We start from the raw sequence: 21,494 nt of genomic DNA, 5'->3' as shown, positions 1-21,494 counted from the left end.
GCACGGTGCCGCCGGCGGCATGGGGCCGCGGCCCGTCCGGGGACGCCGCCTGATGCACCGCCTGATGGCCGCGACGGTGGTCGTCCTCGGGCTGCTCTCGTCGACCATCGCGACTCACGCGGCGTCGGCCGCTGACAATCCCTATCAGCGGGGTCCCGCCCCAACCCTGGCCAGTGTGTCGGCCAGCCGGGGGACGTTCGCCACCGCGCAGATCAGCGTGCCGGGCGGGAACGGCTTCGGCAGCGGTGTGATCTACTACCCGACGGACACCAGCCAGGGGACCTTCGGCGGCGTCGCGATCGTGCCGGGCTACTCCGCCCTGTTCGCCAACGAGGAAGCGTGGATGGGCCCCTGGCTCGCGTCCTTCGGCTTCGTCGTGATCGGGATCGAGACCAACAGCCGCACCGACAGCGCAGACGCCCGGGGAACCCAGCTGCTCGCCGCGCTGGACTACCTCACCCAGCGCAGCGTGGTGCGCGACCGGGTCGACCCCAGCCGCTTGTCGGTGGTCGGCCACTCCGCGGGCGGTGCCGGCGTCCTGTCCGCGCTGCTCCGGCGGCCCACGTTGAAGGCCGGGGTCGGGCTCGCGCCCGGCTCGCCCGTCGGGGACTACCGTCTGTCCAACGACCGTGTGCCGACGATGTTCATCTCGGGCCAGAGGGACACGACGGTCACGCGGTCCTACCTCGACGGGCTGTACAGCACCATCCCGGCCTCGACACCGAGCGCGTGGGTGAAGATCACCGGTGTGGACCACCTGTTCGCGACCCGTGCGAACACCACCGAGATGCGGGTGCTGATCCCCTGGTTGAAGATCTTCCTCGACGACGACACCCGATACACCCAGTTCCTGTGCCCGCAGCTGGCGGACTCCGGCAACGTCTCGATGTACCGGAGCAAGTGCCCGTACGTGCCGCCGGGCGGGTCGTCGCCGTCTCCCAGCCCGTCCGCGTCGCCGTCCGCGAGCCCGTCCGCGTCGCCGTCCGCCAGTCCGTCGATGTCGCCGTCGCCGTCGCCGTCGCCGTCCGCCAGTCCGTCGGCGTCGAGCGCCTGCACGGCGAGCTACCGTACGGTGAACTCGTGGTCCGGGGGCTTCCAGGGTGAGGTCACGGTGACGGCGGGCGCTTCGGCGATCAACGGGTGGACCGTCGGCTGGACGCTGAGCGGCGGTCAGACGATCAATCAGGTGTGGAACGGCACGCTGAGCGCCAGCGGCTCCGCGGTCAGAGTGACGAACGCCTCCTACAACGGCTCGATCCCGGCGTCCGGCTCGAGCACGTTCGGCTTCCTCGGCACCGGTACGCCGTCGGCTCCCGCCCTCACGTGCACCAGCCCGTGATCCCCGCCGGCGCGCCGTAGCGCGTGGGGCGTCAGGCGGCCTCGGAGGCGGCGCGCACGGCCTGGGCGTGGCGTTCGAGCAGGAGCGCGACCAGTTCGGGCGCGGGGCCGAGGACATCGGCCACTGCGTGCGCGCCGGCCTCCAGGGTGTCGCGCTCCACCTTGTCGGCGAAGTGCCCGGGGGCCAGCAGGTAGGGCGCCACCACGACCCGCGGGGCGCCGGCGCGCGACAGCCGTACGACCTCGTCCCCGGGCGTGGGCGCGGCGGCCGAGGCGTAGGCGGCGGTGACCGACCACCAGGGGCGGGTACGCGCCCACTCGCGGGCGACGGCGGCGATCGTCGCGTTCGCCCGGCGGTCGCTGGAGCCGGCCGAGACGAGCACCACGGCCGTCTCCGGGTCGCCGATCTCCACGCCGGCCTCGGTGAGACGGCGTTCGAGGGCCCGGACGAGCAGCGGATGCGGGCCGAGCGTCGGGCCGCAGACGGCCCGCAGTCGCGGGGTGCGGCCGGCCGCTTCCCGCAGCGCCGCGGGGATGTCCACGCGGCTGTGGTAGGCGGCGGTGAGCAACAGGGGGAGCACGACGGCCTCGTCCAGCCCGGCCAGCGCCTGCGGCAGCGAGGGCGGGGCGTGGTCGAGATAGGCGGCGCGGACGTCGAGTTCGGGCCGCGCCCGCCGCACTCCGTCGAGTAGCGCCTCCACGGTCGCGGCGGCGCGCGGGTCGCGGGACCCGTGCGCCACCGCGACCAGCGGCGCGCCTTCGTGCGGAACGGTCATCAGAGGTGGATGCCGCACTCGATCTTGCCGAGGCCGGCCCAGCGGCCGCTGCGCGGGTCCTCGCCCGGCGCCACCCGGCGGGTGCAGGGGGCGCAGCCGATCGAGGGGTAGTCGTCGTAGTGCAGCGGGTTGATCAGGACCCCGTTGTCGGCGATGTAGTTGTCGACGTCCTCCTGGGTCCACCGGGCGATGGGGTTGACCTTCACCATCTGCCGCTTGGCGTCCCACTCCACGACCTTGGTGTTCGCGCGGGTGGGCGACTCGTCGCGGCGGATGCCCGACACCCACGCGAGGTACGGCTCCAGCGCCCGGTTGAGCGGCTCGACCTTGCGCAGGTAGCAGCACAGGTCGGGGTTGCGCCCGTACAGGCGCGGCCCGAGGTCGCGGTCCTGCTCCTCGACGGTCCTGGACGGCTTCACGTTGATCACGTTGACCTGGTAGACCGCCTCGACCGCGTCCCGGGTGCCGATGGTCTCGGCGAAGTGGTAGCCGGTGTCGATGAACAGCACGTCGACGCCGGGCTTGACCCTGCTGACCAGGTCGATCAGCAGGGCGTCGCTCATCGACGAGGTGAGACAGAGGCGGTCGCCGAAGGTGGCCGCGGCCCAACGGATGATCTCCCGGGCGGGCGCGTCCTCGAGGAAGCGCGCCGCGGACTCCACGATGCCCTGGAGGTCCAGCGTGACCCGCTGCCGCTCCAGTCCTGCCTCTATCTCCGCCACCGACATCGTTACTCCTCACACGTCGTTCACTGATTCATCGGATGATTGGACGAAAGCCTTCGGGGATCACGAACGCACGCCGAGGCCGAGGAATTTCACCCGGAAGGCGCGGGCGCAAGATCTGCAGTACCACCCGTGGCTCTCCTCCTCGGTCACGTAGGGCTCCAGGTCCTCCTCGCCGCAGTACGGGCAGTAGAACGGCGCCGCCCGCTCGGTGCTCATTCGCTCGCTCCGCTCGCCGGCCTCGGGCGCTTTTGCGGTGGCGCTTCCCTCGTCGCGCTCTGGTCGCTTCGCTCCCGCGCGCTCCTCAGTCCAGACGCCACCGCGCCCTCGGTGCTCATTCGCTCGCTCCGCTCGCCGGCCTCATTTGAGATCGGCCTCGTCGGCGCGCTTGACCCATTCGGCGAAGGACTCGCCCTCGTTCTTCTGCTTCTCGTAGTTGCGCACGACCCGCTCGACGTAGTCGGGCAGGTCCTCGGCCGTGGTCTTGAGGCCGCGGACCTTCCTGCCGAAGCTCGGGTTGAGGCCGAACGCGCCGCCCAGGTGCACCTGGTAGCCCTCGACCTGCTCGCCCTTGTCGTTGACCACGAGCTGGCCCTTGAGGCCGATGTCGGCCGTCTGGATGCGCGCGCAGGAGTTCGGGCAGCCGTTGATGTTGATGGTCAGCGGCTCAGCGAAGTCGGGCAGGCGCCGCTCCAGCTCGTCGATCAGCTCCGACGCGGCGTTCTTGGTCTCTACGATCGCGAGCTTGCAGTACTCGATGCCGGTGCAGGCCATCGTCTGGCGGCGGAACGTGGAGGGGTTGACCCGCAGGTCGGCGGCCTCCAGTTCGGCCACGATCGACTCCACCCGGTCGGGCGCGACGTCGAGGATGACCATCTTCTGCTCGACCGTCGTCGCCACCCGGCCGGACCCGTGGCGCTCGGCGATGTCGGCGATGCGGTGCAGCAGGTCGCCGCTGAGCCGGCCCACCCGGGGGGCGAAGCCGACGTAGTAGTTGCCGTCACGCTGGAGGTGGACGCCGACGTGGTCGCGCCGGTCTCCCCGCGGCGCGGCGGGGGCCGGCCCGTCGGCCAGCTCGTACTTGAGGTACTCGGTCTGCAGCACCTCGCGGAACTTCTCCGGGCCCCAGTCGTTCATCAGGAACTTCAGCCGCGCCCTGCCGCGCAGCCGCCGGTAGCCGTAGTCGCGGAAGATGCCGGTGACCCCGGCCCACACCTCGTGGGCCTGCTCGGGCCGGACGAACACACCGAGCCGCTTGGCGAACATCGGGTTGGTCGACAGGCCGCCGCCCACCCACAGGTCGAAGCCGGCCTCGCCCTGCTCGTTCAGCACGCCGACGAACGCGATGTCGTTGATCTCGTGGACCGTGCAGTGCGCGGCGCAGCCACTGATCGCGGTCTTGAACTTGCGCGGCAGGTTGGAGAACGCCGGATCGCCGATGTACCGCTCGCGGATCTCCTGGAGCTGGGGCCGTCCGTCGATCACCTCGTCGGCGTCGATCCCCGCGAGGGGGCAGCCGAGCATGCCGCGCGGGGTGTCGCCGCACGCCTCGGTGGTGGACAGGCCCACGGCCTCCAGCCGCGTCCACATGTCCGGCACCGACTCGATCTCCACCCAGTGGAGCTGGATGTTCTGCCGGTCGGTGACGTCGGCGGTGCCCCTGGCGTAATCGTTGGAGACGTCCGCGATCACCCGGAGCTGCTCCAGGCTGAGCTGGCCGCCGTCGGTCCGGATGCGGATCATGAAGTAGCGGTCGTCGAGCTCCTCGGGCTCCAGGACGGCCGTCTTGCCGCCGTCGATGCCCGGCTTGCGCTGGGTGTACAGGCCGTACCAGCGGAAGCGGCCGCGCAGGTCGGCGGGGTCGATGGAGTCGAAGCCGCCCTTCGAGTAGATGTCGATGATGCGCTGGCGGACGTTCAGCCCGTCGTCGGCCTTCTTGTTCTCCTCGTTCTTGTTCAGCGGCTCACGGTAACCGAGAGCCCACTGACCTTCGCCACGCGGGCGCTTGTGATGGCGGTTCGCCGGGCGGGCCGGGGTGCTCATGGGCACACGTCCTTCTCCGAGGCTCGGTCTGAGATCGGTGTTCGGCGGGACGCCGGCGCAGGCGGCCTCTCACCTCGCCGTCGAGTGTGAGGGCATACGAAAACGACGCCTGGCCGAGCGCCCGGTTGGATCAGCGGAGGGCGACGGTCAGCCGGCGTCGATACAGATCGCGCTACGGACACGCAGGAGATCGACGTGGCGTCGCACGACGAGCAACGGGTCCGCTGGCATGTCCCAAACGATACCTCTGAGATCCTGGATGTCCAAGTTCGTGTCCAGGATGCGGGATTGTGACGGCAATGTGACGCGGGGTCGTCACCCCTTGCGCATCCAGTTCTCCGGCGGCTCGGCCTCGTGGTCCTTCTCGGACGGCTCCTGGTGCTGGCAGTCGCACCAGGACCCGCCGCGGCACTCCTCGTGCCGGTGCTCCCCGCACGCTGGGCAGATCATGTCTCCATTGTTCACCCCCTGTTACGAGCGGATGACAGGGGGCGCGCGGTGAACGGTTCGTGAGGGATCCTCGCGAGAGGAGGGTAGGGGCCCCTATTCTTGGCGGCGACAATCCGCTCGCAGGTCACGTACTAAGCGCCCCGGCAGCGGGTAGAGCCCAGATCTCATGACCGATTGGGTGCCATGACCTCCACGGACGCGCCGTCGCGCAGGCCGCGGCGCCTCACGCGCAAGGGCATGACCATTGCGCGGGCGCGCCTGACGTGGCTGCGCGGCACGAACCTCTGGTCCCTCGTCAAGGCGACCACGATGGCGGGCGTCAACTACCGGGTGACCGGCCTCGCGGGCGAGGCGGCCTTCTTCGCGCTGCTGTCGCTGCCGCCGTTCGTGCTCGGGCTGCTCGGCGTCATGGGCCATCTCAGCGGGCTGATCGGCGAGTCCACCGTCAGCGAGATCAGGGACTGGGTCGTGGCCCAGTCGGAGCTGCTGTTCACCCACAACACCGTCGAGCGGGTCGTGAAACCGCTGCTCGCCGACGTGCTCAGCGGCGGGCAGGTCTCGCTGATCTCCGTCGGCTTCCTGCTGTCTCTGTGGTCCGGCTCACGCGCGCTGTTCGTGTACGTGGACCTGATATCCATCGCGTACGGGCTGGGGGAGACCCGGGGGATCATCCGCACGCGGGTGCTGTCGTTCTTCCTCTATCTCGCGGCGCTGCTGATCGGGCTGGTCGTCATGCCGATCCTGGTCATCGGGCCCACCCTGATGTCCAACGCTCTGCCCAGATACGCCGTGCTCGTGAACGTCCTCTACTGGCCCGTGGTGGTGATCGGCTCGGTGCTGGCGCTCACCGTGCTGTACCACGTGAGCGTGCCGCACCGGACGCGCTGGTGGCGCGAGACCCCGGGGTCCGCGCTGGCGCTGGTGATCTGGATCGTGTGCGCCGCGTTCCTGCGTGAGGTGCTGGCGGCGTGGTTCACCCCGCTGTCGATCTACGGCTCGCTCGCGGCGCCGATCGCCGTGCTGCTGTGGCTCTACATCACCGCGCTCGCCGTGCTCATCGGGGCGACGCTGAACGCGGAGGTGGACCGGCTGTGGCCGCTCAGCGGCGCCAGCCGGCACGAGCACCATCACCGCAAGTCCGGTAAAGGCTGATCCATACCGATAGCGGTGGAAGGATGGCGTCGATGGACGCGCAGCCTTCCGCCGGCGACCCCACCGCGACCCACCGGCGCACGATCGGCCCCTACGTCCCCGTACGCCGCCTGGGGGAGGGCGGCATGGGCATCGTCTATCTCGCCAGGGACCCGCGGGGCCGCCAGGTGGCGCTCAAGGTCATGCGGCCGGAGCTGGCCGCCCAGGAGGAGTTCCGGGCCCGGTTCCGCAAGGAGGCGGAGGCCGCCCAGCGGGTCGCCAGGTTCTGCACCGCGCCGCTCCTCGATGCCGGGCTGGACGGCGACCGGCACTACCTCGTCACCGAGTACGTCGACGGCCCCGACCTGTCGTCGGTCATCGACGCGCAGGGCCCGCTGTCCGGTTCCAACCTCGACGCGCTCGCCGTCGGCGTCGCGACCGCCCTCGCCGCCATCCACGGGGCGGGGATCGTGCACCGCGACCTCAAGCCGTCCAACATCCTGCTGTCGCCCCTCGGCCCCCGGGTCATCGACTTCGGCGTGGCCCAGCTCGCCGACACGCTCGCCGAGCGGACCGGGACCGTGATCGGGACGCCCAGTTACATGTCCCCGGAGCAGGCGCGCGGGGAGCCGGTGACCTCCGCGGCCGACGTCTTCGCCTGGGGCTGCGTGATGGCGTACGCCGCGACCGGCAGGCCGCCGTTCGGCGGCGGCGCCGCGCCCGAGGTCCTCTACCGGGTCGCGCACCACGTGCCGTACCTGACGGGGCTCGACGAGCGCCTGCGGCCCCTGGTCGAACAGGCGCTGGACAAGGACCCCGGCCGGCGGCCGAGCGCCCAGCGGCTCCTCGACCGGCTGCTCGGCCGGGAGGAGGTGGCGGTCGAGGCCGCCACGAGGATCGTCAGCGACATCTGGGCGGCTCCCGCCGAGACGACCCGCCGCGCGGGCGCCGCGCGGGACGGCGCGAAGGCGGGCGGCGCGCACGCCGGCACGGGAGCAGGCGCGGAAGCCGGCACGGAAGCAGGCGCGGGTGCCGGCATGGAAGCAGGCGCGGAAGCCGGTACCGGCAGGCGGGGCGGCCGCCGCTGGGCGCCGGTGGCGGCGGTCTGCGGGGCGCTCGCGGTGGCGGCCGCGATCCTGCTCCTGGCGTGGCGCCCCTTCGGCGGCGGGGGGACGGAGCCCAAGGGCCCGCTGACGGCCCGGGACGCCACGTTCAACGGTTCCTCGCTCCACCTGACCGTCGACGCGGTCCGGCGGCGGGGGAGCTCGGTGAGCGTGCAGCTGACGGTCACGCTGAAGGACGGGAACCAGTGGTGGCCGAAGGACCTGTTCGGCGACCAGGTGTCGGGCGCCGCCCTCGTCGATCCGCCCAGCGGTTCCAAGTTCACGCCGGCGCGCAAGGACGGCGGCTGCCTGTGCAGCACGCTCCCGGCCCACTGGCTGCAGCCGGGCGACGTGGTGCCCCTCTACGCCACGTACACGGGCGTTCCCGAGGACCTGGAGACGGTCGGCCTCGACGTCCCGGGGTTCGGGCTCCTCGCCGACGTGCCCGTCTCGTCGGAGTGAGGGGGTCGTCCCGCTCCGATAAAGTGGGGAAGGTCGCGACTGGCGCTGACGTGCTCCTGTGGCGCGTCGCTAGGTGGGGCACCACCGGGGAGCGAATTCGCGGAGGCCGTGCGCCTGGGTCGCCGCCGCCGTCGACGTGGAGAAGGAAAGCGCCATGGCTGAGAACTCGCTGAACGTCGTCGATCCCGAGATCGCCGAGCTGATCAAGGCGGAGGAGCGGCGGCAGGCCGACACCGTCAAGCTGATCGCGTCCGAGAACTACGTGTCCAGGGCCGTCCTGGAGGCGACCGGGACCGTCCTCACCAACAAATACTCCGAGGGTTACCCGGGCAAGCGCTACTACGAGGGCCAGCAGGTCATCGACAAGATCGAGACGCTGGCGATCGAGCGGGCCAAGTCGGTCTTCGGCGTGAGCCACGCCAACGTGCAGCCCTACTCGGGCTCGCCCGCCAACCTCGCCGTCTACCTGGCGTTCCTGAGCCCGGGCGACACCGTGCTCGGCATGGGCCTGCCGTTCGGCGGCCACCTCACCCACGGCTGGTCGGTGTCCGCCACCGGCAAGTGGTTCAACTCCGTCAAGTACGGCGTGCGCCGCGACACCGGCCGCATCGACATGGACGAGGTGCGCGCGCTGGCGCTCGAGCACCGGCCCAAGCTGATCTTCTGCGGTGGCACCGCGATCCCGCGCACCATCGACTTCCCGGCCTTCGCGGAGATCGCCAAGGAGGTCGGCGCGGTGCTGGCGGCCGACATCGCCCACATCGCGGGCCTGGTCGCCGGGGGCGCCCACCCCTCTCCGGTCGGGCACGCGGACGTGATCTCCACGACCACCCACAAGACCCTGCGCGGCCCGCGCGGCGCGATGCTCATGTCGAGCTCCGAGGAGATCGGCAAGGCGCTCGACAAGGCCGTGTTCCCCGGCCTGCAGGGCGGCCCGCACAACCACACCACCGCCGCCATCGCCGTGGCCCTGCGCGAGGCCGCCCAGCCGGAGTTCAGGACGTACGCCGCGCAGATCGTGAAGAACGCGAAGGCGCTCGCCGACGAGCTGCTCGCCCGCGGCTTCGACCTCGTCTCCGGCGGCACCGACAACCACCTGATCCTGATGGACCTCACGTCCAAGGGCGTCGGGGGCAAGCCGGCCGCGCAGGCGCTCGACCGGGCGGGCCTGGAGACCAACTACAACACCGTGCCCTTCGACCCGCGCAAGCCGTTCGACCCGTCGGGCATCCGCATCGGCACGCCGTCGGTCACGTCCCGGGGGATGGGCGAGGCCGAGATGCGCCAGATCGCCGCGTGGATGGACGAGGTCGTCACCGCCGTGGCCAAGGGCGACGCGGAGGACGTGATCGCGCGGGTGCACGGCGAGGTCACCGAGCTGACGAGCCGGTTCCCCGCGCCCGGCCTGTCCTGATCACCCGGATCGGCCGCGACGGCTCCCCGCGAAGGCGGCGGGGAGCCGTTCGCGTACCGGGGGGTCGGCCGAATCGCCTGTGGCGTGACGACGCGGATTAATCCGCTTGCGGGGAGCGGCCGCGGGGCTGCTACTGTTCGTCCATCGCCGCGATTCGCGCGGCCGGCACCAGGGAGGTGAGGACTATGCGGGTCTTTCTGACGACCATGCCGTCCGTCAACTCCCGGGTGCCCGCCTAGTCTCCTCTCGCTGGGACACCCGGTTTCCGAAGGGTGTTCACCAGCAGTGTTCAACGATCTTTCTCTTCTCGGCTGGCACGAGGGGCTCGCGGAGCAGCTCCCCGACCTGCCCGGTGGCGCCGTCCCCGCGCGTGTGGCGCGGGTAGACCGGGGCGCCGCCGAGGTCATCGCCGCCGACGGAACCCATCAGGCGCGGTTCGGCGCCCGCGTCCGCAGGGCCGCGGCGGCCGACCCGCTCGCGCTTCCGTGCGTGGGGGACTGGGTCGCGCTCAACCGGCTCGACCTGTCCTCGTCCCACGGGGGCCACTACGAACTCGCCGAGGTGCTGCCCCGCCGTACGGCCTTCGTCCGGGGCGGGGTGAGCCGCGACTCGCGCGGCGGGCTGTCGGGCGACGGCCAGGGGCAGGTCCTGGCCGCCAACGTCGACGTGGTCTTCGTGGCCGAGCCGTCCATGCACGCCACGGACTTCGCCGATCTCGGCAGGATCGAGCGTCTCGTGGCGCTCGCCTGGGAGAGCGGCGCCCGTCCGGTCGTGCTCGTCACCAAGGCCGATCTCTTCGAACAGGGACTCGGCGATCTCCTCGCCGACGTCGAGGCGGCGGCGCCGGGCGTCGACGTCCACCCGGTCTGCTCGCTCACCGGTGACGGGGTGGAGCTGGTGCGTGCCCACCTCGGCGCCGCCGGGACCGCCGTGATCCTCGGCCCGTCGGGCGCGGGCAAGTCGACGCTCGTCAACGCACTCGCCGGCGCGGAGGTCATGGAGACCCAGCAGGTCAGGGCCGCCGACGGGCGGGGCAGGCACACGACCGTGCACCGGCAGCTCATCCCGCTGCCCGGCGGCGGGCTCGTCATCGACACCCCCGGCATCCGCCGGGTCGGACTGTACGAGATGAGCGAGGGCGTCGGCCTGGTCTTCGCCGACATCGAGGAACTGGCCGAGAGCTGCCGCTTCTCCGACTGCCGGCACCATGAGGAGCCGGGCTGCGCCGTGCTGGCCGCGGTGGAGTCGGGCGAGCTGCCCGAGCGGCGGCTGGAGAGCTGGAACAGGCTGCAGCGCGAGGCCGCCTGGATGGCCCGCCGGACCGACGCCCGGCTGCGCGCCGAGGAGACCCGCAAGTGGAAGGTCATCCACAAGCAGATGCGGGGCATGAGCCGCCCGTAGGACGGCGGCTCGGGGTGCCTTCCGCCCCGGCCGCGGGTATGACCCGGGCGTGAGGACGACGCGGGCACGGCCACCGTACGCGGACCGTGCCCTGGCGGGGGCGCTGCTCGCCGGGTCGCGCGGGGCACGGACCCGCGGGACCCGGCGCCGCTCGCGCCGTCCATGCGCGGGCGGCGGCTCACCGAGGCGTGCCGTGACCACCGGCCGCACGGGGACGCGGCGGGACGCGGCGGGACGGTGGACACGCGAAGGGCGCCCCGGGTGCGCCGTCCTCCCATTTCGGGGGGACGGGACGCGGGGCGCCCAGCGGTGACGCGTGTCGGGGAAGGGGGAAACGCTCAGGCGACTGCGCTGATGCCGGCGCTCGCGGCGCGGCGCATACGGCGGCGACGCTCGGACGCGCGCTCGTCCTCGTTGAGGCCGCCCCACGTGCCGTACTTCTCCGGCCGGGAGAGCGCGTAGTCGAGGCACTCCGCTCGCACAGGACACTGAGCGCAGATGGCCTTGGCCTTGCGCTCCCGGATGTCGCGCTCGGGCTGACGCTCACCGTCAGGACCGAAGAACAGCACCAGGTCCTCTCCCCGGCACGCGGCATCATCCTGCCAACCCCAGCTGGGGCGCGGGCGGGCGAGCTGCCGACGTACCTGAGACATGAGAAACCACCTTTGGTGAGAGGTATTTCAGTGTTCGTGCCGCTTTGGACGCTTGTGGCGTCCCTTGTGCCAACGCCGGGATAGGCCGTGGTGTTCCCGGCTCCGGGCAGGAGCCCTCAGGTCAATACCGGCGTGAGCTCGCTCAGCCCGGCCAACCTGTAGGTCGGGATTCCGTCGGCGCAAGTCATCCCGCACGGTGCCGTGAACACCGCGGGTTCGACCACGACTCGGAATCGCGACGTCCCACGCTCCGTCGTGCACCGCACGACGCAGATCGTGGTGTCGTCAACCGACCGGGAGGATTCCACGGCCACCCCGCCGACCGAGATCTCGCCGGTGTGCGCCCGGACGAAGTGCTCGGCGGCCTGCAGTGGCTCAGGGATACCCGCGCGTCCCCGGAAACGGTCGAGGACGACCTCGCCGTGCCGGTACGCGTTTGCCGCCGCGATCGCAGCAGCCTGAGACATGCTGCCGTAGTAAAGCCCGTGTGGCAAGCATACGAGGTTGGCGGCGTATCGATCGCCGCCGACATGTGTGGTTTCCCACACTTCGCCGGGCAGGTTCTCGTCCAGGAACCGGGCCAGCGGGAGTCCGAGACGCGCACAGCACGCGTTGTGCCTGCCGTGCGTGCAGACCAGGTACATCGGCTCGTTCACCAGTATGCAGGACTCCGGAACCACTCCGTGCACGAGTGCGCCCAGGTCAAGATCGTCGGGGCGCTCCAGGAAGCCCTCCGCGAGCCATGGGTGGTCCACCGCGGCGGCGGCGACGTAGACGTGCAGGGGGCCCGTGAGGGGCTCGCGGCGGCCGGGCCGGCGGATCAGCTGCGGCCGGATGTCCAGTGCCCTGGCGCGGGAGACCAGCCGGTGGACGTCTTCGGGCAGCCGGCACTCCTCCAGCTCCGCCGCCCAGGGGCCCGTGTGCTCGATGAGCAGCCAGAACCGGCCCTTCCTGGTCGCGCTCGCCAGGATCGGCGCCTCCCCTGAGTGGCAGGCGGCGGGGTGCTCGCACCCGTTGGCCATCCGGTCCCGTCCTTCACTCGCGTTCCTTAGGTAAGACTAACCTTAGCCACTGGGGCCGGAAGTCGCGGGAGTAGGGGCGTAAATCAACGTTAAATTCGTAAATTCTCGGATACTGGCGTTGCATGCGCCGCAGTACGCGTCGACGGCCACGACGGGGGGCGAGCCGTGATCAAGCGTAGGCGACGCCGGGGGTGAGCGCCGGTCAGGAGTAGGCCAGCGCGGCTTCGGCGGCGGGGAGGGCCGCCGCCCGGTCCTCGGGGACCAGGCCGATCCTCGTCCGCCGGTCCAGCAGGTCGGCGGCGTCCAGGGCGCCCTCGTGGCGCACGCCCCACACCAGCTCGGCCCGGGTGACCCCCAGCGCCACCGGCTCGGCCAACGCCGGGTCCTCCCGCATCAGCTCGCGCAGCGCCCAGGCCTCCGAGCCGTATTTGCGGGCCAGCCGCCCGGGCGCGCCCGGCCGTACCGGTCCGGCCCCGACGAGGGGCAGCCGCGCCGTACGGCTCGCACGCGCGTGCGGGCACGCGGCGTCGACGGCGTCCTCGGCCATCCGCCGATAGGTGGTGAGCTTCCCGCCCACGACCGTCACGACGCCGTCCGGCGAGCGCAGCACGGCGTGGCGGCGCGAGAGGTCGGCCGTCGGCCCGCCGGCGGAGTCCGGCGCCCCGGCCGTGTCGGTCGTGTCGGCCGTGTCGGCTGTGTCGACCAGGGGCCGCAGCCCGGCGAAGGCGGCGGCGACGTCCGCGCGGGACAGCGGCCGGTCCAGCGCGGTCCCGAGGACCTCGAGCAGGAACGCGACGTCGCTCTCGGGCGCCTCGGGGACGTCGGGGATCGGGCCGTCCAGCGGTTCGTCGGTCAGCCCGGCGTAGACGCGGCCGTCGGCCTGGGGGAGCACCAGCGCGAAGCGGGTGCGCTCGCCGGGGATCGGCACGTGCAGCCCCGCGCGCAACGCGCCGAGCGCCCCGGGGCGCAGCACGAGGTGCGTGCCCCGCGAGGGGCGCAGCGCCACCGACGGCGTCAGCCCGCCGGCCCACACGCCGGTCGCGTTGATCACCGCGCGGGCGCGGATGTCGAACTCCTCGCCGGTCAGCTCGTCACGCACCCGGGCGCCGTCCCCCGCCAGCGTCAGCGCCCGGCAGCGGGTGAGGATCCGCGCGCCGTGGGCGGCGGCCGTCCGCGCCAGCGCGACGACCAGGCGGGCGTCGTCCACCACCCGGCCGTCCCACGACAGCAGCGCCCCGCGCAGGCCGTCCGCGCGCAGGGCCGGGGCGAGCGTGAGGGCCCGCTCCGCCCCGATCCGGGAGGGGCCCGGCAGCAGCCGGCGCGGCGTGCCCGCGGCGGCCCGCAGCGCGTCGCCCAGGCGGTAGCCCGCCATGACGGTCGTGGCCGTGGGCCGGGGGACGGCCGGCGTCAGCGGCAGCAGGTAGGGGTGGGCGGAGACCAGATGGGGCGCGGTGAAGCGCAGCAGGGCGTCGCGCTCCACCGCGCTCTCCCAGGCCACGCCGACCTGCCCGCTCGCGAGGTAGCGCAGCCCGCCGTGGATGAGCTTCGAGCTCCACCGGGAGGTGCCGAACGCCAGGTCGTGGGCGTCCACGGCGGCCACCGACAGCCCGCGTGAGGCGGCGTCGAGCGCCGCTCCGGCCCCCGTCGCCCCCAGACCGACCACGAGCACGTCGACGACGTCGGTGCGCGCCTCACCGAGCTCCCAGAGGCGCCGGGCGGCGTTGAGTGAGGAGTTCATGTCCTCTCCACTACTTGGGGATTACTCTTTAGTAACCTACCTGGAGGCGTCACGGACATGGAAACCCCTCTCACCTCGGCGGAACCCATGCTCTGGTCGGGCTGGGGCGATCCCGCCAAGGCCGCCGAGCTCCCCGCACCGGTGCGTGACCTGCTCGCGGAGCTTCTCGGCGTCCGGGCGCCCGCCGTGCCGGCGGCGACGTTCGGCGAGGTGCGGCTGCCGGCCGTGGCGCTGCCGCCGCCCGTCCTGGCCGCGCTGGCCACGGTGGTGGGGGACGAGCACGTGCGGGCCGACGACGACGCCCGCATCCGCCACACCCGGGGCAAGTCCACCCCCGACCTGCTGCTCATGCGCGCGGGGGACGCCTCGGACGCGCCCGACGCCGTCGTGCTTCCCGGCTCCCACGACGAGGTGGCCGCCGTGCTGCGCGTGTGCGCGGAGCACCGGGTGGCCGTGGTGCCGTTCGGCGGCGGCACCTCGGTGGTCGGCGGGCTCGTGGCGTCCCGGCAGGGCTTCGCGGGCGTGGTCGCGCTCGACCTGGCCCGGCTCGACCGGCTCGTCTCCGTCGACCCCGTGTCCATGGTCGCGGAGCTGGAGCCGGGCCTGCGCGCGCCGCAGGCCGAGCAACTGCTCGCGGGGCACGGGCTGACGCTCGGGCACTTCCCCCAGTCGTACGAGTACGCGACGCTCGGCGGGTTCGCGGCGGCCAGGTCCAGCGGGCAGGCCTCGGCCGGGTACGGCAGGTTCGACGACATGGTCGCCGGTCTGACCGTCGCGACGCCCCGGGGCACGCTGGAGATCGGCCGCGCGCCCAGGTCGGCCGCCGGGCCCGACCTGCGCCAGGTGTTCCTGGGCTCCGAAGGCGCCTTCGGGGTGATCACCTCGCTACGGCTGCGGGTGCACCGCACCCCGGCCGTCAGGGCGTACGAGGGCTGGCGGTTCGAGAGCTTCGCGGCGGGGACGGCGGCCGTGCGGCGGCTCGCGCAGGACGGCCCGCCCCCCACCGTGCTGCGGCTGTCGGACGAGACCGAGACCATGGTCGGGCTGGCCAAGCCCGCCGATCTCGGCGCGGCCGGCCGCGACTCCGGTTGCCTGCTGGTGGCGGGCTTCGAGGGCGCCCCGGGCGACGTGGCCCACCGGCGGGACCGCGCCGCCGCCGTGCTGGTCGAGGCGGGCGGCGTCCACCTGGGGCCGGAGCCGGGGGAGAAGTGGGCGCAGGGCCGGTTCTCCGCGCCCTATCTGCGTGACTCCCTGCTGGCCGCCGGGGCGACCGTGGAGACGCTGGAGACCGCCGGCTTCTGGTCGAACCTGCCGCGCCTCTACGACGCCGTACGGCTCGCCCTGCACGGCGCCCTGGGCTCGCCCCTGGTCATGTGCCACATCTCCCACGTCTACGCCACGGGGGCCTCGCTGTACTTCACCGTGGTGACCGCCCAGACCGCCGACCCGCTCGCGCAGTGGGCGGCGGCCAAGCGCGCCGCGAACGAGGCGATCGTGGGGGCGGGCGGCACGATCTCCCACCACCACGGCGTCGGCCGCGACCACCGCGAGGCGTACGCCGCGGAGATCGGCGACCTGGGCGGCGAGATCCTGCGAGGGATCAAGGAACGGCTCGACCCCGCCGGGATCCTCAACCCGGGTGTGCTGATCCCCTAGAGACGCCAAGATTGTTTCCATGGTCGATGTGGGCGCGGCCGCCGCGCGGGGGAAGCAGGTCTCGTCACGGGTGTCGCAGGCCGGAGCGGGCTGGGACTGTCAGGAGATCGGCTCCTTCGACGCGCTGCGCCCCGACCGGAACTCCTTCAGCTGGCTGAACCCCGCGACGCTGTGGCGCTCGCGCAACGAGGTCCTCGCCCAGCTGTTCGGCGACCCCTCGCCGCAGGTGCGCCGCCGCTGGGTGGCCTCGCAGCGCGAGCGCGGCGTCGACGAGGACTTCCGGGTGCGCCTCGACCCGGGCGAGGAGTTCTCGTTCCTCGTGCTCGGCGACACCGGGGAGGGCGACGCCTCGCAGTACGCGGTGGTGCCCGGGCTGCTCAAGCTCGGCGAGGGCACCGCGTTCGCCGTCATCGCGAGCGACGTGATCTACCCGACCGGCTCCGGCAACGAGTACCGCGACAAGTTCTTCCGGCCCTACAAGGACTACCGGGCCCCGATCTTCGCCGTGCCCGGCAACCACGACTGGTACGACGGGCTGGGCGGCTTCATGCGGGTCTTCTGCGACGCCCGCCCCCTGTCCGCCGAGAACCGGGGATTCCGGTTGTCGCCCGGCGGGCTGCGCGGGCTGCTGTGGAAGAAACCCGAGACGATCGACGAGGACGCCCTCGCGGAGGCCAGGACGATGCGGCCCGAGCCCGGTCCGGCGCTGCCGGGGCCGTACTGGGTGCTCGACACCGGCCGCCTGCTGCTCGTGGGCATCGACACCGGCATCAAGGGCACGCTCGACCGCGAGCAGGGCGAGTGGCTGCGCCGGGTCTCCGCCGACCCCCGCCCGAAGATCCTGCTCACCGGTAAGCCGATCTACGTCAACAACGCCTACCACCCGTGTCCCATCGAGGGCGGCGGCACGGTGGACGACGTGGTCCGCGACCCGGCCCACAACTACGTCGCGGCCATCGGCGGCGACGTGCACAACTACCAGCGCTACCCGGTCCGGGCGGAGGGCCGGCTCATCCAGTACGTCGTGTCCGGGGGCGGCGGGGCGTTCATGCACGCGACCCACACCATCCCCCGGGTGGACGCAGGCGGCGTCCACGAGGACGACTTCAAGTGCTATCCGCTGCGCGGCGACTCGCTGTCGTTCTACAGCCTGCTCTACAGCAGAAGGCTGCGGCTGCGCGGGCTGTACATCACCCCGGAGGAGGGGCTGGCCCTGATGTCGCGGCGGATCGGCAACGCCCCGCCCCGGCCCACGCCGGGAGCGCCGACCGGCGCGCGGGTGAGATGGGCGGCCCGGCTGCTCGGCGGCTGGCCGATGCCGTTCCGCCTGCCGGTGGGCCGGGTCTTCCATCGCTACATCTCCGAACTGTCCGACTGGGACACCCCGCCCTTCTTCAAGAGCTTCCTCCACCTGTCGGTCACCGGGGACACGCTCCGGCTGCGCTGCTTCGCCGCCACGGGCTGCCTCCCGCAGGAGGAGGAGCCCCCGCTGGAGGACGAGGTCGAGATCCCGCTCTGACCGCGTACGGCGTCCTCGCGGACCGCGGACTGCGGACTGGGCCGGCGGACTGCGAGCGGCGGGGCCGACCGGCGGGCGAACTGTCGGTGGCGCCTGGCACGCTGGTGGAGTGCACGTTGTGGTCGCGGCCGACGCCGAGGGAGGCGGGACCATCCGGCCCCTCGGAGAGAACGGGCACGGGGGGCACGCGAGCCGGGTGCCCGATCTCGCGGCGGCCGTGCGGTCGATGGAGGCCGAGGCGCGGCCCCGCTGGGTGTGGGCCGACTCCCGCCGCGTCTACCCGGTGCTCCTGTCCGCCGGCGTACGGCTGTCGCGCTGCCACGACGTCGCGCTGACCGAGGGACTGCTGCTGGCGGCCGACGGCCGTTACGGGGAGCCCAGGCAGGTCCCTGCGGCCTACGCGCGCCTGCGCGGCCTCCCGGTGCCCGACGACCCCCACGAGGCCGCGGAGGGGCATCAGGCGGGCGGCACGCAGGCGAGCCTGTTCGAGCCCGCGCCGCCCGGCCACGACGTCCCCGAGGCCGACATGGTCGCCGAGGTGTTCGAGGACCAGCGCCGCCGCATCGCGCGTACGCCCGATCCGGGGCGGTTCCGCCTGCTCGTCGCCGCCGAGTCGGCCGGCGCGCTGGTGGCCGCGGAGATGGCCCACGACGGCATGCCGTGGCGTGAGGACGTCCACGACGCGCTGCTGACCGACCTGCTCGGGCCCCGCCCCGCCCACGGCATGCGGCCCGCGAAGCTCCAGGCGCTGGCCGACGAGGTGTCTGCCGCCTTCGGCCACCTCGTCAACCCCGACTCCCCGCAGCAGATCGTCCGGGCGTTCAAGACCGCGGGGATCGAGATCCCGTCCACCCGCTCCCATGTGCTGAAGACGGTCGACCACCCGGCCGTCGCGCCGTTGCTGGCGTACAAGGAACTGGCACGCCTGCACAGTTTCCACGGCTGGACCTGGGCCGCGCAGTGGGTCAGCGGCCACCGCTTCCGCCCCGAGTACGTCGTGGGCGGGGTGGTGAGCGGCAGGTGGGCCACCAGCGGCGGCGGGGCGCTGCAGATCCCCAAGGTGATGCGCAGGGTCGTGGTGGCCGACGACGGCTGGACGCTCGTGGTGGCCGACGCCGCGCAACTCGAACCCCGGGTGCTGGCCGCGCTGTCCGGCGACCGGGGGCTCGCGCGGGCCGCCGGGGAGATCGACCTGTACGCCGCGCTGGCCCAGGCGTTCGGCGGGGTCCGCGAGTCGGCCAAGATCGCGATGTTGTCCGCCATGTACGGCGGGACCAGCGGCGACGCCTCCAAGCTGCTGGCCGTCATGCGGCAGCGGTTCCCCAAGGCGTACGCGTTCGTGGAGGACGCGGCCCGCGCCGGGGAGGAGGGGCGGCTGGTGCGCTCCTGGCTGGGCCGCACCTGCCCGCCTCCGTCGGAGCGGTGGCGGCGCCTGGTGGCCGGTCCCGAGGGCGCCCGGGCGGCCAGGGACCGGGGGAGGTTCACCCGCAACTTCGTCGTGCAGGCCACGGCGGCCGAGTGGGCGCTGACGCTTCTCGCGGTGCTGCGGGGGCTCCTGCCCGGCGCGGCGAGGCTGGTGTTCTTCCAGCACGACGAGGTGATGGTGCACTGCCCGCTCGGCCTGGCCGGCGAGGTCCGCGCGGCCGTCGGGCAGGCGGCGGAGGAGGCGACCCGGCTGCTCTTCGGCGACACCACGGTCCGCTTCCCGATGGAGGCGGTGGCCGTCAGCTGCTACGCCGACGCGAAGTGACCCCTGCCCCGGGTCACGCGGGGCGGAAGGTGCTCCAGAGGGCCTGCCGCACCGGTGCGGCGGACTCGTTCCAGTCGAAGTCGGGCGAGGCGAACATGATCGCGTAGGCGCGCCCGCCGGTCGTCTCCAGATACCGGATCACCGCGTGGACGGTGACCTCGCTGGTGTTGGTGTAGGTGTACTCCCACTCGGCCGCGGGGTAGCGGTAGTCCACCTGGCGCAGCTGGATCTGCGTGTAGTCGGTGAAGTCCTTGATGTCGAGGTTCTGCTCGGCGGCCCGCAGCGCCGTGAGGCCGCCGTCCGGGATCCTCTTGATCGTGATGCTCTGCCCGCTGTCCTTCGGGCCCGTGAGCCTGACGGCCCCGTCCTCGACCGCGGCGGACCACTCCTCCGGCACCGCCAGCGACACGCCGCCCTCGGTCACCTGGCGGTAGCCATCGGGCACGCGTACGGCCGACAGCGGGCGCTCGGACGGCGCGTCGCTCGTGCGGGCCGAGGAGGTCGCCGCCGCCGTCGTGGCGTCCGGCCGGGCGACCGCGGTCTCGTCGTCCGGACCGCTCGGCAGCAGCACGAGCACGATCGCGACGATCACCGCGACCACGGCCGCGCCGGCCACGACCAGGAGGAGCTTCGACCGGCCGTCGGAGCCGGTGACCTCGTCGGCCCGCTCCTTGCGCCTGCGGCCGACCTGAGGCCGGTGCGGGCCCGTGACCTCCGCGGCAGGTTCGGAGCCGCCTGCCTGTGCCGCGCCTGCCTGTCCTGCGCCGATCTGTCCTGCGCCGGCCTGTCCCGCGCCTGCCTGTGCCGCGCCGGCTCGCATCGCGCCGGCGTGCATCGGGGCGGCCGGCTGCGGGGACGCCCCGTACTGCCCCGGCCGGTGCGGAGGCTGCGCGGTCGCGCCCAGGTCGCCGGGCATGTCACCCGAGGTGGGCGTCGGCCACATGGCCTCCTTCGGCCGTTCCGGCGCGTGCGTCGATCCCGAGGGGGACGACAGCGGGTCGAAGGCCATGTCGGGGGAGGGCACCTGCCCGAAGGCGGTCACGGGCCCGAACGCGCCCGGAGGCTCGTACGCGGGCTCGTCGGGCCGGACGTCCACGGAGTGGGATTCGGCGGGGCGCGGCGCGGCGCCGCCGGGCAGGCTCTCCGCCGTGAGCGGCACGCGGACCGGCCCCGAGGGCGTCTCGATGATGCGCGAGGGCAGCGGCCCCGAGGGGATGTCGAGCGGCGGCAGCAGGCCCGCGGGCGTGGAGTCCTGCGGCGTCGGCACCGAGGACGGGGTCCCGGCACGCCCCGGCAGCCCGGCGCCGTGACTGTGCAGCACGCGCTCCAGCATCTCCGCGACCTGCGCGGCCGGAAGGCGGTCGGCCGGGTTCTTGCGGAGCAGGCCCTCGATGACCGGCAGCAGCGCCCCCGCCCGGCGAGGCCGGTTGGGCTCCTGCGTCAGCACCGCGCCGAGCACGGCGACCGCGTCCGGTCCCTCGTACGGCGGGCGGCCCTCCACGGCGGCGTACAGCGTCGCGCCGAAGGACCACAGGTCGGCGGCGTGCGTGATCGGCCGGCCCTGCAGGCGCTCCGGCGGGATGTACGCCGGCGAGCCCATCAGCAGCCCGGTCTGCGTGATCGTGACGTCGCCCTCTATGGCGGCGATGCCGAAGTCGGTGAGCACCACGCGGTCGGCGGTGAGCAGCACGTTGCCGGGCTTCACGTCCCGGTGGAGGATGCCGGCGGCGTGGGCGTGGCGCAGCGCGTCGAGCACCCGGATGCCGATCTCGGCGGCCTGCACGACCGGCAGCGGCCCGCTCTGCCGCACGGCCTGCTCAAGAGACCAGGCGCGGACGAGCTCCATGACGATCCACGGCCGCCCGTCCTCCTCCACGACGTCGTGGACGGTGACGATGCCGGGATGGCTGAGCCGGGCGGCCGAGCGCGCCTCGCGCAGCATCCGCCGGTGCGCCGTCTGCGCGCCGGTCTGGTCGAGCCCGAACGGCAGGAGCAGCTCCTTGACCGCGACGTCCCGGTCCAGCAGCACGTCATGGGCGTGCCAGACCATCCCCATGCCGCCGCGGCCCACCGGGGACAGCAGCCGGTAGCGCCGGCCGACGAGACGTCCCTGCCCTTCGGGCACGCCCCCGGAGGGGACTCGGCCCACAGGTCCCTGACCCTCTGGCATAGGGGGGACCATACCGAGCAGGCGATCCGTCGTCATAGATAAGGTCCCCAATTCACGCTCGATCCGCAAGATCCCCCGAACGGACCGTGCGAATTGCATCGGATATCTGAGGTTGACGACGATATTACGGTCTGATGACGGTC

18 protein-coding genes and 1 riboswitch are annotated in these 21,494 nt (G+C 72.9%); of the genes, 8 read left to right on the top strand and 10 right to left on the bottom strand.

The window, feature by feature from the left end; all coding sequences use genetic code 11:
* On the top strand, nucleotides 1-1,339 hold a 1,339-nt coding region (locus tag ACWEQG_RS06725), incomplete at its 5' end, for a poly(ethylene terephthalate) hydrolase family protein (RefSeq protein ID WP_452282368.1).
* A gap of 31 nt (nucleotides 1,340-1,370) precedes the next feature.
* Here the strand turns inward: ACWEQG_RS06725 and ACWEQG_RS06720 are convergent.
* The 6 genes from ACWEQG_RS06720 to ACWEQG_RS06695 all read right to left on the bottom strand — a co-directional run bounded on the left by ACWEQG_RS06720 (nucleotide 1,371) and on the right by ACWEQG_RS06695 (nucleotide 5,332).
* Entirely contained in the window at nucleotides 1,371-2,114 is a 744-nt protein-coding gene (locus ACWEQG_RS06720; RefSeq protein ID WP_452282366.1) for a sirohydrochlorin chelatase, read from the bottom strand.
* On the bottom strand, nucleotides 2,114-2,842 hold the full coding sequence (locus ACWEQG_RS06715) for a phosphoadenylyl-sulfate reductase (protein WP_030505395.1): 729 nt from the start codon (nucleotides 2,840-2,842) through the stop codon (nucleotides 2,114-2,116). The genes ACWEQG_RS06720 and ACWEQG_RS06715 overlap by 1 nt, the downstream gene beginning before the upstream one ends.
* A 60-nt stretch (nucleotides 2,843-2,902) precedes the next feature.
* On the bottom strand, nucleotides 2,903-3,058 hold the full coding sequence (locus ACWEQG_RS06710) for an Insertion element protein (protein WP_142563833.1): 156 nt from the start codon (nucleotides 3,056-3,058) through the stop codon (nucleotides 2,903-2,905).
* Between the two features lie 141 nt (nucleotides 3,059-3,199).
* A complete protein-coding gene (locus tag ACWEQG_RS06705; protein ID WP_452282364.1) occupies nucleotides 3,200-4,882 on the bottom strand; it encodes a nitrite/sulfite reductase in 1,683 nt (560 codons plus the stop codon).
* 147 nt (nucleotides 4,883-5,029) lie between these two features.
* Nucleotides 5,030-5,113, bottom strand: a complete 84-nt coding sequence (locus tag ACWEQG_RS06700) for a putative leader peptide (protein WP_357054749.1) — start codon at nucleotides 5,111-5,113, stop codon at nucleotides 5,030-5,032.
* Nucleotides 5,114-5,197: 84 nt separating this feature from the next.
* Complete coding sequence (locus ACWEQG_RS06695) at nucleotides 5,198-5,332, bottom strand: hypothetical protein (RefSeq protein WP_452282362.1); 135 nt, start codon at nucleotides 5,330-5,332, stop codon at nucleotides 5,198-5,200.
* Between the two features lie 237 nt (nucleotides 5,333-5,569).
* On the opposite strand from ACWEQG_RS06695, the gene ACWEQG_RS06690 reads away from it, so the two are divergent.
* From ACWEQG_RS06690 to rsgA, 4 genes are all read left to right on the top strand, one after another.
* Nucleotides 5,570-6,484: a YihY/virulence factor BrkB family protein gene (locus tag ACWEQG_RS06690; protein ID WP_452282360.1), complete on the top strand. Its 915-nt coding sequence runs from the start codon at nucleotides 5,570-5,572 to the stop codon at nucleotides 6,482-6,484.
* Between the two features lie 32 nt (nucleotides 6,485-6,516).
* Nucleotides 6,517-8,028: a serine/threonine-protein kinase gene (locus ACWEQG_RS06685; RefSeq protein WP_452282358.1), complete on the top strand. Its 1,512-nt coding sequence runs from the start codon at nucleotides 6,517-6,519 to the stop codon at nucleotides 8,026-8,028.
* Nucleotides 8,029-8,053: 25 nt separating this feature from the next.
* Nucleotides 8,054-8,155, top strand: a riboswitch (ZMP/ZTP riboswitch).
* A gap of 9 nt (nucleotides 8,156-8,164) precedes the next feature.
* A complete protein-coding gene (gene glyA / locus ACWEQG_RS06680) occupies nucleotides 8,165-9,442 on the top strand; it encodes a serine hydroxymethyltransferase (RefSeq protein WP_452282356.1) in 1,278 nt (425 codons plus the stop codon).
* A 285-nt stretch (nucleotides 9,443-9,727) separates the two neighbouring features.
* The gene (rsgA, locus tag ACWEQG_RS06675) at nucleotides 9,728-10,843 is read left to right on the top strand and encodes a ribosome small subunit-dependent GTPase A (protein WP_363471264.1); all 1,116 of its coding nucleotides are present in this window, start codon (nucleotides 9,728-9,730) and stop codon (nucleotides 10,841-10,843) included.
* A 338-nt stretch (nucleotides 10,844-11,181) separates the two neighbouring features.
* On the opposite strand, the gene ACWEQG_RS06670 is transcribed toward rsgA, so the two are convergent.
* The 3 genes from ACWEQG_RS06670 to ACWEQG_RS06660 form a co-directional block, all read right to left on the bottom strand.
* Nucleotides 11,182-11,496, bottom strand: a complete 315-nt coding sequence (locus ACWEQG_RS06670; protein WP_076434697.1) for a WhiB family transcriptional regulator — start codon at nucleotides 11,494-11,496, stop codon at nucleotides 11,182-11,184.
* Nucleotides 11,497-11,612: 116 nt separating this feature from the next.
* Nucleotides 11,613-12,518: a sucrase ferredoxin gene (locus ACWEQG_RS06665; RefSeq protein WP_452282354.1), complete on the bottom strand. Its 906-nt coding sequence runs from the start codon at nucleotides 12,516-12,518 to the stop codon at nucleotides 11,613-11,615.
* 202 nt (nucleotides 12,519-12,720) lie between these two features.
* The gene (locus ACWEQG_RS06660) at nucleotides 12,721-14,256 is read right to left on the bottom strand and encodes a glycerol-3-phosphate dehydrogenase/oxidase (RefSeq protein WP_452282352.1); all 1,536 of its coding nucleotides are present in this window, start codon (nucleotides 14,254-14,256) and stop codon (nucleotides 12,721-12,723) included.
* Between the two features lie 57 nt (nucleotides 14,257-14,313).
* On the opposite strand from ACWEQG_RS06660, the gene ACWEQG_RS06655 reads away from it, so the two are divergent.
* The 3 genes from ACWEQG_RS06655 to ACWEQG_RS06645 all read left to right on the top strand — a co-directional run bounded on the left by ACWEQG_RS06655 (nucleotide 14,314) and on the right by ACWEQG_RS06645 (nucleotide 19,181).
* Nucleotides 14,314-15,912 carry an FAD-binding oxidoreductase gene (locus ACWEQG_RS06655; protein WP_452282350.1) on the top strand — a complete coding sequence of 533 codons (1,599 nt, stop codon included), beginning with the start codon at nucleotides 14,314-14,316 and terminating at the stop codon, nucleotides 15,910-15,912.
* A gap of 19 nt (nucleotides 15,913-15,931) precedes the next feature.
* The gene (locus tag ACWEQG_RS06650) at nucleotides 15,932-17,431 is read left to right on the top strand and encodes a metallophosphoesterase family protein (protein WP_452282348.1); all 1,500 of its coding nucleotides are present in this window, start codon (nucleotides 15,932-15,934) and stop codon (nucleotides 17,429-17,431) included.
* A gap of 109 nt (nucleotides 17,432-17,540) precedes the next feature.
* The gene (locus ACWEQG_RS06645; protein WP_452282346.1) at nucleotides 17,541-19,181 is read left to right on the top strand and encodes a bifunctional 3'-5' exonuclease/DNA polymerase; all 1,641 of its coding nucleotides are present in this window, start codon (nucleotides 17,541-17,543) and stop codon (nucleotides 19,179-19,181) included.
* A 13-nt stretch (nucleotides 19,182-19,194) separates the two neighbouring features.
* Here ACWEQG_RS06645 and ACWEQG_RS06640 read toward each other — a convergent pair whose 3' ends face one another.
* Nucleotides 19,195-21,306: a protein kinase domain-containing protein gene (locus ACWEQG_RS06640; protein WP_452282344.1), complete on the bottom strand. Its 2,112-nt coding sequence runs from the start codon at nucleotides 21,304-21,306 to the stop codon at nucleotides 19,195-19,197.
* Nucleotides 21,307-21,494: the final 188 nt, after the last annotated feature.

The sequence above is a fragment of the Microbispora sp. NPDC004025 genome (assembly GCF_053604425.1).
The sequence above is the reverse complement of the archived record's forward strand: the minus strand, read 5'-3'. Positions and strand labels throughout refer to the sequence as shown.